General features: G+C 73.9%; 9 protein-coding genes. 5 read left to right on the top strand and 4 right to left on the bottom strand.

Going from position 1 to position 9,467, the window contains the following annotated elements:
- Positions 1-146 precede the first annotated feature (146 nt).
- Positions 147-1,127: an aldo/keto reductase gene (locus KSNIM_RS08350; protein ID WP_263102586.1), complete on the bottom strand. Its 981-nt coding sequence runs from the start codon at positions 1,125-1,127 to the stop codon at positions 147-149.
- A 202-nt stretch (positions 1,128-1,329) separates the two neighbouring features.
- Here KSNIM_RS08350 and KSNIM_RS08345 point away from each other — a divergent pair, with 202 nt between their 5' ends.
- Positions 1,330-2,376 carry an LLM class F420-dependent oxidoreductase gene (locus tag KSNIM_RS08345; RefSeq protein WP_263102585.1) on the top strand — a complete coding sequence of 349 codons (1,047 nt, stop codon included), beginning with the start codon at positions 1,330-1,332 and terminating at the stop codon, positions 2,374-2,376.
- Between the two features lie 321 nt (positions 2,377-2,697).
- Here KSNIM_RS08345 and KSNIM_RS08340 read toward each other — a convergent pair whose 3' ends face one another.
- A complete protein-coding gene (locus KSNIM_RS08340; RefSeq protein WP_263102584.1) occupies positions 2,698-3,678 on the bottom strand; it encodes a magnesium and cobalt transport protein CorA in 981 nt (326 codons plus the stop codon).
- A gap of 107 nt (positions 3,679-3,785) precedes the next feature.
- On the opposite strand from KSNIM_RS08340, the gene KSNIM_RS08335 reads away from it, so the two are divergent.
- From KSNIM_RS08335 to mshC, 4 genes are all read left to right on the top strand, one after another.
- A complete protein-coding gene (locus KSNIM_RS08335; protein ID WP_263102583.1) occupies positions 3,786-4,475 on the top strand; it encodes a histidine phosphatase family protein in 690 nt (229 codons plus the stop codon).
- 82 nt (positions 4,476-4,557) lie between these two features.
- A complete protein-coding gene (locus KSNIM_RS08330) occupies positions 4,558-5,121 on the top strand; it encodes a DUF3090 domain-containing protein (RefSeq protein WP_263102582.1) in 564 nt (187 codons plus the stop codon).
- Positions 5,091-5,963, top strand: coding sequence for an SCO1664 family protein (locus tag KSNIM_RS08325; protein ID WP_411543674.1), 873 nt, complete (start codon positions 5,091-5,093; stop codon positions 5,961-5,963). The genes KSNIM_RS08330 and KSNIM_RS08325 overlap by 31 nt, the downstream gene beginning before the upstream one ends.
- A 95-nt stretch (positions 5,964-6,058) precedes the next feature.
- Positions 6,059-7,288, top strand: a complete 1,230-nt coding sequence (mshC, locus tag KSNIM_RS08320) for a cysteine--1-D-myo-inosityl 2-amino-2-deoxy-alpha-D-glucopyranoside ligase (RefSeq protein WP_263102581.1) — start codon at positions 6,059-6,061, stop codon at positions 7,286-7,288.
- Between the two features lie 215 nt (positions 7,289-7,503).
- On the opposite strand, the gene KSNIM_RS08315 is transcribed toward mshC, so the two are convergent.
- Both KSNIM_RS08315 and KSNIM_RS08310 read right to left on the bottom strand, forming a co-directional pair.
- Positions 7,504-8,472, bottom strand: a complete 969-nt coding sequence (locus tag KSNIM_RS08315; RefSeq protein WP_263102580.1) for a PAC2 family protein — start codon at positions 8,470-8,472, stop codon at positions 7,504-7,506.
- A 159-nt stretch (positions 8,473-8,631) separates the two neighbouring features.
- A partial coding sequence (locus KSNIM_RS08310) for an SGNH/GDSL hydrolase family protein (RefSeq protein WP_263102579.1) occupies positions 8,632-9,467 on the bottom strand: 836 nt, incomplete at its 5' end.

The following is a 9,467-nucleotide window of genomic DNA, read 5'->3' as shown; positions in this document are numbered from 1 at the left end:
CCGTCCGGTCCGGCGGCCTCGGCGGCGGGCCCCGACGACGCCCCCGCCGCGCGGATCGCCTCGGCCAGTGCGGCGACGGCCTGGGCCTGCCGCTCCGGGGCGCTGTGCTCCGCTTGCGTCATCGATGTCTCCTCACGGCCGGCGGTTCACAGCTCCGTCCAGCCCTGGTCCGGGTAGCGGTGCACCGGTGCCGACACGTCGTCCAGCGCCCCGCGGATCTCACCCGGAAGCGTAAGGGCCTCCGCCGACAGGGTGGTCTGCAGCTGGGCCGCGGTGCGGGCGCCGACCAGGGCGCTCGCCACCCCGGGCCGGTCGCGGACCCAGGCGAGGGCGACCTTCAGCGGGCTGGTGGCGAGTCCGTCGGCGGCGGTGGCGAGGGCGTCGACGATCCGCCGGGACCGCTCGCCGAGGTACGGCTGGACGATGCCCGCGTGGTACGGGGAGGAGCCGCGGGACTCCGCGGGCACCCCGTGCCGGTACTTGCCGGTGAGCACGCCGCGGCCGAGCGGCGAGGAGGCGAGCAGGCCGACGCCGGCGTCCAGGGCGGCGGGGAGCACCTCGCGCTCCAGGCCGCGCTGGAGGAGCGAGTACTCGAGCTGCGCGCCCGCCAGGGGCACCCGCGCCGGGTGCCCCTGCTGCCGGGCGGCGGACTTGGCGAGCTGCCAGCCGCTGAAGTCGCAGACCCCGGTGTACCGGGCGCGGCCGCTGGTGACGGCGATGTCGAGGGCGTGCAGGGTCTCGTCCAGCGGGGTCGCCGGGTCGTGGCCGTCGACCTGCCAGAGGTCGACGTGGTCGGTGCCCAGGCGGCGCAGCGAGGCGTCGAGGGCGGCGAGCAGGTGCCCGCGGGAGGCGTCGCGTCGGCGTCCGGGCCGGTTGCGGGCGCCGGCCTTGGTGGCGATGACCAGGTCGGCGCGGGGGACGAAGCCCTCGGTGAGCCGGGCGAGCAGGTACTCGGCGCCGCCGTCGGCGTACTCGTCGGAGGTGTCCACCAGGGTGCCGCCGGCGTCGACGAACGACTTGAGCTGCTCGGCGGCCTCGTGCTCGTCGGTGTCGCGGCCCCAGGTCATGGTGCCGAGGCCGAGTCGGCTCACCGTCAGGCCCGTCCTGCCGAGGTGGCGCAGTTCCATCGGGAAGGCCCCTCCGTCGTGACTGAAAACCGCAGGTGGGGGGCGAGCCCCCTCGTCGGCAGAGCGTAGCGGCCGGGGCACGCGGCGTGGTGGACGACCCGCGAGCGGCGTGACGCAGGCCACTCCTACCGGCCAGTAGCCTTTCCTCGGGCGGCGCGGCTACCCTCGCCGCAAGGACCGAACGGAAGGCGTGGGCACCGTTATGCGACTGGGCATCAACCTCGGCTACTGGGGACTCGGCATGGACGCCGACAACATCGCGGTGGCCCAGGAGGCCGACCGCCTCGGTTACTCGGTCTGCTGGGCCGCCGAGGCGTACGGCTCCGACGCGGCGACCGTCCTCAGCTTCGTCGCCGCGAAGACCGAGCGGATCGACGTCGGCTCGGCGATCTTCCAGATCCCGGCCCGCACCCCCACCATGACCGCGATGACCGCGGCCACCCTGGACACCCTCTCCGGCGGGCGCTTCCGGCTCGGCCTCGGCGTCTCCGGCCCGCAGGTCTCCGAAGGTTGGTACGGCGTCAAGTTCGACAAGCCGCTGGCCCGCACCCGCGAGTACGTGGAGATCATCCGCAAGGCGATGGCCCGCGAGCGGGTCGTCCACGAGGGCGCCACCTGGACGCTGCCGCTGCCCGGCGGCCCCGGCAAGCCGATCAAGCTCACCGTGCACCCCGTCCGCGAACACATCCCGCTGTACATCGCCGCGATCGGCCCGAAGAACCTGGAGCAGACCGGCGAGATCGCCGACGGCTGGCTCGGCATCTTCTTCGCCCCCGAGCACGCCGCGCTCTCCATCGACCCGCTGAAGGCCGGCCGCGCCAAGGCCGGGCAGACCCTGGACGGCTTCGACCTCTGCCCGACCGTCGCCATCTCGGTCGGCGAGGACGTCAAGGCCGCCGCCGACGGCCAGCGCTCCTACGCCGCCCTCTACATCGGCGGCATGGGCAGCAAGGAGAAGAACTTCTACAACCAGCTCGCCCGGCGGATGGGCTACGAGCAGGCCGCCGACGAGATCCAGGAGAAGTACCTGGCCAAGGACTACGCCGGCGCCGCGGCCGCCGTCCCGCACGACCTGATCGACGCCACCGCGCTGCTCGGCACCACCGAGCGGATCGCCGACCGGATGCAGGCCTACGCCGACGCGGGCGTCACCACGCTGACCCTCGCCCCCGCCGGCTTCACGCTGGAGGAGCGGATCACCGCCCTGCGCACGGGTGTCGAGGCGCTGGAGCGCGCCGGCCTCGCCTGACCCGCGGTCCGGGGCGGCTCCGACGCCGCCCCGGACCTCCGGCCGGGCCCCGGAACCGTCCCGAAGGGGTGCACGGCGGTCGATTCCGGGGCGCCATCCGTGCGCCACCGCTCCAGGGCTCGTCTCCGAAGAGCGGGCGGGTGGTTGGTTCAGGGGCGCCGGGGGCGGACCTGCGCAGTCCGGGCGCGGGTGCCGTAGTGACCTGGGCTGACCCGGGATTTGTACGGCCGTCCACGTCCGGGTTGCGCGGTTCTCCCCCAGCCTTCGGCCGGGAGGTGCCCCCACGCGCCCCTGTGCGACATCCGTGCGCCACTGCGCTAGCTAGAGCCAGCCGGCCCGCTTGAAGAAGCGGTGCAGCACCCAGCAGACCAGGGCCATCAGCACCAGCGCCGCCGGGTAGCCCCAGGGTTGGTGCAGCTCCGGCATGTACTGGAAGTTCATCCCGTAGATGCCCGCGATCATCGTCGGGACGGCGGCCAGCGCCGCCCAGGCCGAGATCTTCCGCATGTCGTTGTTCTGCTGGACGCTGACCTGCGCCAGGTTGGCGCTGAGGATGTCCGACAGCAACCGGTCCAGCGCCTCGACCTGCTCGTTGGTCTTGGTCAGGTGGTCGAGCACGTCCCGCAGGTACGGCTGCAGGGCGTCCGGGACGAACGGCACGCCGCCGCGCACCAGCCGGGCGGCCGGCTCCAGCAGCGGCGCACTCGCCCGCCGGAAGGCGACCACCTGCCGTTTGAAGGCGTAGATCCGCTCGGCCACGCCGCGCGTCCGCCCCGGGGCGAACACGTCGGCCTCCAGCTCATCCAGGTCGGCCAGCAGCGTCGCGGAGAGGTCCAGGTAGCTGTCCACCACCAGGTCGCAGACCGCGTACAGCACCGAGGCCGGGCCCAGCCGCAGCAGCTCCGGCCGGCCCTCCAGCTCCTTGCGCATCCCGCCCAGCGGGCTCGCCCGCCCGTGCCGCACGGTGATCGCGAAGCAGTCGCCGACGAACACCAGCACCTCGCCCGTCTCGACCGTCCGGTCCGACTCCCGGTAGCCCAGGGTCTTGACCACGGTGAACAGCGCGTCCGGGTAGACCTCCATCTTCGGGCGCTGGTGCGCGGCCGTCAGGGCGTCCTCCACCGCCAGCGGGTGCAGCGAGAACTCGGAGGAGACGAGCTCCAGTTCCTCCGGAGTCGGCTCGTACAGCCCGATCCACAGAAAGCCGTCACCGGCCGCCCGCACGGCGTCCAGCGCGTCCGAGAAGTCCGCGGGTCCCTCCACCCGGCGGCCGTCCCGGTACGTGGCGCAATCGACGATCATGCGGACATTCTCGCGCGCCGGGGCCCGAACGGTCATCACATCCCTTGAACGCACACCCGATGGGCACCCGTGCCCCACCCGGCACCCCAGGCCGTAGGCTAGGCGGCATGCCCACGCTGCTGCTCGTCCGCCACGGCCGATCGACCGCCAACACCGCCGGCGTCCTGGCCGGCTGGACGCCCGGCGTGGAGCTCGACGACACCGGCCGCGAGCAGGCCGCGGGCCTCGTCGGCAGGCTCTCCGGGCTGCCCCTGGCGCACGCCGTCACCAGCCCGCTGGAGCGCTGCCGGCAGACCGTCGCCCCGCTGCTCGCCGCCCGCCCCGAACTCGGCGAGGCCGCCGTCGACGAGCGGCTCGGCGAGTGCAAGTACGGCGACTGGACGGGCCGCCCGCTGCACGAACTCGCCAAGGAACCGCTCTGGCGCACCGTGCAGGACCACGCCTCCGCCGCGGCCTTCCCCGGCGGTGAGTCGCTGCGCGACCTGAGCCACCGCACCGTCGAGGCCGTCCGCGAGTGGGACGCCAAGGTGGCCGCCTCGCACGGCGAGGACGCCCTCTGGCTCGCCTGCACCCACGGCGACGTCATCAAGGCCGTGGTCGCCGACGCGCTCGGCCTGCACCTCGACCAGTTCCAGCGGATCTCCGTCGAGCCCTGCTCGGTCACCGCGATCCGCTACACCCCGCACCGCCCCTTCCTCCTGCGCCTCGGCGACACCGGCGGCCTGGGCGGGCTCGCCCCGAAGCAGGAGCCCGCCCAGGTGCCCGGCGGCGACGCCGTGGTGGGCGGGACGAGCTGAGCCAACCGGTCGCCGCGTCCGCGCGGCGCACGTCGTAGGGTGGCCGATGAGCCCCCGTCCGATCCCGATCCGGAGCGAGAGAGTGCCCCGTCAGGTCTTCTTCTACGACCAGCCAGAGCGGTTCGTGGCCGGCACCGTCGGCCAGCCCGGATCACGGGCGTTCTACCTGCAGGCCAGCGCCCGGGGCCGGATCACCAGCGTGCTGCTCGAGAAGGCCCAGGTGGCCGCACTCGCCGAACGCGTCGAGGAGGTCCTCGACGAGGCGCTGCGGCGCAGCGCCGGCTCGGCCGCGATCCCCGCCGTCGCCCCCGCCGAGATGCTCGACAGCGCACCGCTCGACCTGCCGCTGGAGCAGGAGTTCCGGGTCGGCACCATGGCGCTCGCCTGGGACAGCGTCGACGAGCGCCTCGTCGTCGAGGCCCAGGCCCTCGTCGAGGACGCCGAGGAGGACGAGAACGCCCTCTACGAGGACGACGAGAACGGCCCCGACATGCTGCGGGTGCGGCTCACCGGCACGATGGCCCGGGTCTTCGCCAAGCGCGCGCTCGACCTGGTCGCCGCCGGCCGCAAGCCCTGCCCCTTCTGCAACCTGCCCCTCGACCCGGAGGGCCACCTGTGCCCGCGCGCGAACGGATACCGGCGCTGAGCGCGGACGGCCTCCCGGGCACCGACCCGGCCACGAGCGCGGCGCTCGCCGCCGACGCGCCCACCGCCCTCGCCCTGCTCGGCGCCGGCGAACTCGCCGTGCACGGCCGCCTCACCGACGCCTCCAACGCGGTGCTGTACTGCACCGTGACCCTGGACGGCACCACCGCCCCCTGCGTCTACAAGCCGGTGGCCGGCGAACGGCCGCTCTGGGACTTCCCCGACGGCACCCTCGCCGGCCGCGAGACCGCCGCGTACGAGGTCGCCGCCGCCACCGGCTGGGCGCTCGTCCCGCCCACCGTGCTGCGGGACGGCCCGGCCGGCCCCGGCATGGTGCAGCTCTGGGTCGAACCCGACCCCGGGGCGCCCGACCTGCTCGACCTGCAGGACCCGTCCGGGCCCGAGCAGGGCTGGCTGCCGATCGTCCGCGCCGAGGTCGAGGGCGGCCGCACCGCCCTGCTCGTCCACCGCGACGACGAGCGGCTGCGCCGGCTCGCCGTCCTCGACGCCGTGATCAACAACGCCGACCGCAAGGGCGGCCACTGGATACCAGCCGCCGACGGGCGGATCTACGGCATCGACCACGGCGTGACCTTCAACACCGAGAACAAGCTGCGCACCCTGCTCTGGGGCTGGGCCGAACAGCCGCTCACCGCGGAGGCCGTCGAGGTGCTCGGCCGGCTCGCCACCGAGCTGCCCAGGGCCCTGGGGAGGCGGCTGGGACCGCACCTCACCCCGGCCGAGCTGGCGGCCGCGGGCCACCGGATCGAGGCCCTGCTCAAGGCCGGACGCCACCCGCTGCCCTCGCCGCACTGGCCGTCCATCCCCTGGCCCCCGCTCTGAGCGACCCGGGCGGCGGGGCGGCGACGGGGGAGGAATCCGGCCGATCCCGACGACTGGTTAGCCTTTCAAATGATCGCCCGGTTAGAGTCGGAACCATGCATGCCTGGCCCGCCTCCGAGGTTCCCGCCCTGCCTGGTCAGGGGCTTCCCCTTCGTGTCTTCGACACCGCCACGAGCAGTGTCCGCGAGGTCGTGCCCGAGGGCCCGACCGCCCGCCTGTACGTCTGCGGCATCACCCCGTACGACGCCACCCACCTGGGCCACGCCGCCACCTACAACACCTTCGACCTGGTGCAGCGGGTCTGGAAGGACGCCGGCCACGACGTCCTCTACGTCCAGAACGTCACCGACGTCGACGACCCGCTGCTCGAGCGCGCCGTCGCCACCGGCCAGGACTGGACGGAGCTCGCCGCCCGCGAGACCGCCCTCTTCCGCGAGGACATGACCGCCCTGCGGATGCTGCCGCCCGCCCACTACGTCGGCGCCGTCGAGTCGATCCCGTGGATCGTCCCGCTGGTCAAGCAACTGCTGGCGACCGGCGCCGCCTACGAGCTCGACGGCGACATCTACTTCTCCGTCGACGCCGACCCGCACTTCGGCGAGGTCTCCGGCCTCGGCCGGGACGCCATGCTGCCGGTCTTCGCCGAGCGCGGCGGCGACCCGCAGCGCCCCGGCAAGAAGCACCCGCTGGACGCCCTGCTCTGGCTCTCCGCACGCCCGGGCGAACCCGCCTGGGACACCGAGCTCGGCCACGGCCGGCCCGGCTGGCACATCGAGTGCGTCGCGATCGCCCTCAAGTACCTCGGCATGTCCTTCGACATCCAGGGCGGCGGCAGCGACCTCTCCTTCCCGCACCACGAGATGGGCGCCGCCCACGCGCAGGTCGCCACCGGCGAGCACCCCTACGCCCAGGCCTACGTGCACGCCGGCATGGTCGCCCTGGACGGGCACAAGATGTCCAAGTCCCGCGGCAACCTGGTGTTCGTCTCCAAGCTGCGGCGCGAGGGCGTCGACCCGGCGGCGATCAGGCTCGCCCTGCTCGCCCACCACTACCGCACCGACTGGGAGTGGACCGAGCAGGACCTCGCCCAGGCCCAGGAGCGGCTCGCCCGCTGGCGCGCCGCCGTCTCACGGCCGGACGGGCCGCCGGCGGAGGGGATGCTCGCCGAGATGCGGGCCGCTCTCGCGGAGGACCTGGACGCGCCGGGTGCGCTGGCCGCGGTGGACCGCTGGGCCGCCGCACAGGCCGCCGACGGCGGCCAGGACATCGGGGCGCCGGGACTGGTCTCCCGCGCGGTGGACGCCCTCCTGGGCGTGGCTCTGTAGCACTCCGGCCAACCGGTAGGGGCGCGTAGGGGCACCTCCCGGCCGAAGGCCGGGGGAACCACGCAGTCCGAGAGCGGACGGCCGCGACGTTCCGGGCAACCCAAGAAGGGGCGCGGGGAACTGCGCGAGACGGAAGGTGATCGACGGATGCCTTCCGAGTCGCGCAGCTCCACGCGCCCCTGTTCTCGCGCTGACGCGAACCGTGCGCGGAGCCGCTACTTCTGCTCGTCGTCGGGCTTGTCGTCGGGCTTGTCGTCGGGCTTGTCGCCGGGGTCGTCCTCGTCCTTGTCGGGCTTGGACTCGGTGGCGTGGCCGGAGACGGGCTTCTCGCCGGTGGGGCCGAGGTTCTCGCGGCGCCGCAGATAGCGCTCGAACTCCCGCGCGATGGCGTCGCCGGACGCCTCCGGCAGTTCGGCGGTGTCCTGGGCCTCCTCCAGCTGCTGCACGTACTCGGCGACCTCGCTGTCCTCAGAGGCCAGCTGGTCCACCCCCAGCTGCCAGGCACGGGAGTCCTCACCCAGCTCGCCCGGCGGGATCCGCAGGTCGAGCAGGTCCTCCAACTTGTTGATCAGGGCGAGGGTGGCCTTGGGGTTGGGGGGCTGCGCCACGTAGTGCGGCACCGCGGCCCAGAGCGTCACCGCCGGCACCCCGGCATGCGCGCAGGCCTCCTGCAGGACGCCGACGATGCCGGTCGGCCCCTCGTACTTGCTCTCCTCCAGGTCGAGGGTGCGGGCGAGCGCCGCGTCCGAGGTGACTCCGCTGACCGGGACGGGGCGGCTGTGCGGGGTGTCGCCGAGCAGCGCGCCGAGGATGACCACCAGCTCGACGCCCAGCTCGTGGGCGAAGCCGAGCAGCTCGTTGCAGTAGGAGCGCCAGCGCATGCTGGGTTCGATGCCGCGGACGAGCACCAGGTCCCTGGTCTTCGGCTCGTTCACCCTGACCACCGAGAGGCGGGTGGTGGGCCAGGTGATCCGGCGCACGCCGCCGTCCAGCCAGATGGTCGGGCGGTTGACCTGGAAGTCGTAGTAGTCCTCGGCGTCGAGCGCGGCGAACACCTTGCCGCCCCAGGTCTCGTCCAGGTGTCCGACGGCGGCCGAGGCGGCGTCGCCGGCGTCGTTCCAGCCCTCGAAGGCGCAGATCATCACCGGGTCGATCAACTCGGGAACGTCCTCCAGCTCGATCACCCAGCGTCTCCCTCCGTCGACCGGTGCCGCCCCCCTCCCGGCCCCGTGGACCGGTGGCCGGCTGCCGGCCTGTCGAACCTCGCGTGGAACGCCCCGTTCCACGGTCCCTACCTGCCCAGCCTACGGGCTTTGATGCCTTCCCAGGCCGGAGTGGGAAGCCTATCCGAGCGCGGCGGCCGACACGCTCGGCAGGTAGCCGCCGGACTGCCCGGCGGCCTTGGGGTGGTACGACTCCCACAGCGGCAGGGTGATCGGGTGGATCCACTCGTCCGAGCCGCCCCGGCACGCTCCGTGGCCCTCGAAGTCCGCCCTCACGTCGGCGAAGCGGAAGCCCTGCTTGGCGGCCTGACGCTCGATCAGGCCGTCCAGTGCGTCGGTGAGCGCGTTGAAGCGGGCACGGCGGGCCGCGGTGCCGATCAGGCAGGTCGCGTCGGTGCCGAGCAGGTGCGGGTAGCCGGTGACCACGACCCGGGCGGCCGGGGCCACGGCGTCCAGGGCGCGGTACAGCGTGTCGAGGCGGCCCGGGAGCTCCTCGCGCAGCCGGCGCTCGGACTCGTCCAGGGCGCCGTCGCAGTACGCATCGGTGGTGAGCGGCTGCAGGCAGGCGACGACGGCGTCGCCGAAGCCCACGTCGTTGCCGCCCACGGTGAGGGTGACGAGGGTGGTGTCGGCGGGCACCCGCGGGACCTGGTCGCGCTCCACGTCGGCGGTGGCGGCGCCGTTGCAGGCGGCGAAGAGGAACTCGGCCGGTCCGTTCGCGGCCCGCCAGAGCTCCGGGTAGGAGCGGGTGGAGCGGTGGCACCCGGCGCTCGGCGGGTCGTAGGCGCCCGCGCCGACTCCGGCCGCGTAGGAGTCGCCGAGCGCGGCGTAGCGGGCTGCGGGGGCCGCGCCGGCCGGGGCGGCGGCGGGCAGCAGGAGCATGGGGGCGGCGGCGAGGGCGGCGAGCAGCTTGGGGCGCACGGGGTACTCCGGATCTGCGGGGCGGGGGTGCTGCG

Origin of the sequence: Kitasatospora sp. DSM 101779 (genome assembly GCF_025655475.1) — a bacterium.
Classification (GTDB): domain Bacteria; phylum Actinomycetota; class Actinomycetes; order Streptomycetales; family Streptomycetaceae; genus Kitasatospora.
Note: the sequence above shows the minus strand (reverse complement) of the source record. Positions and strands in the feature narration are given on the sequence as shown.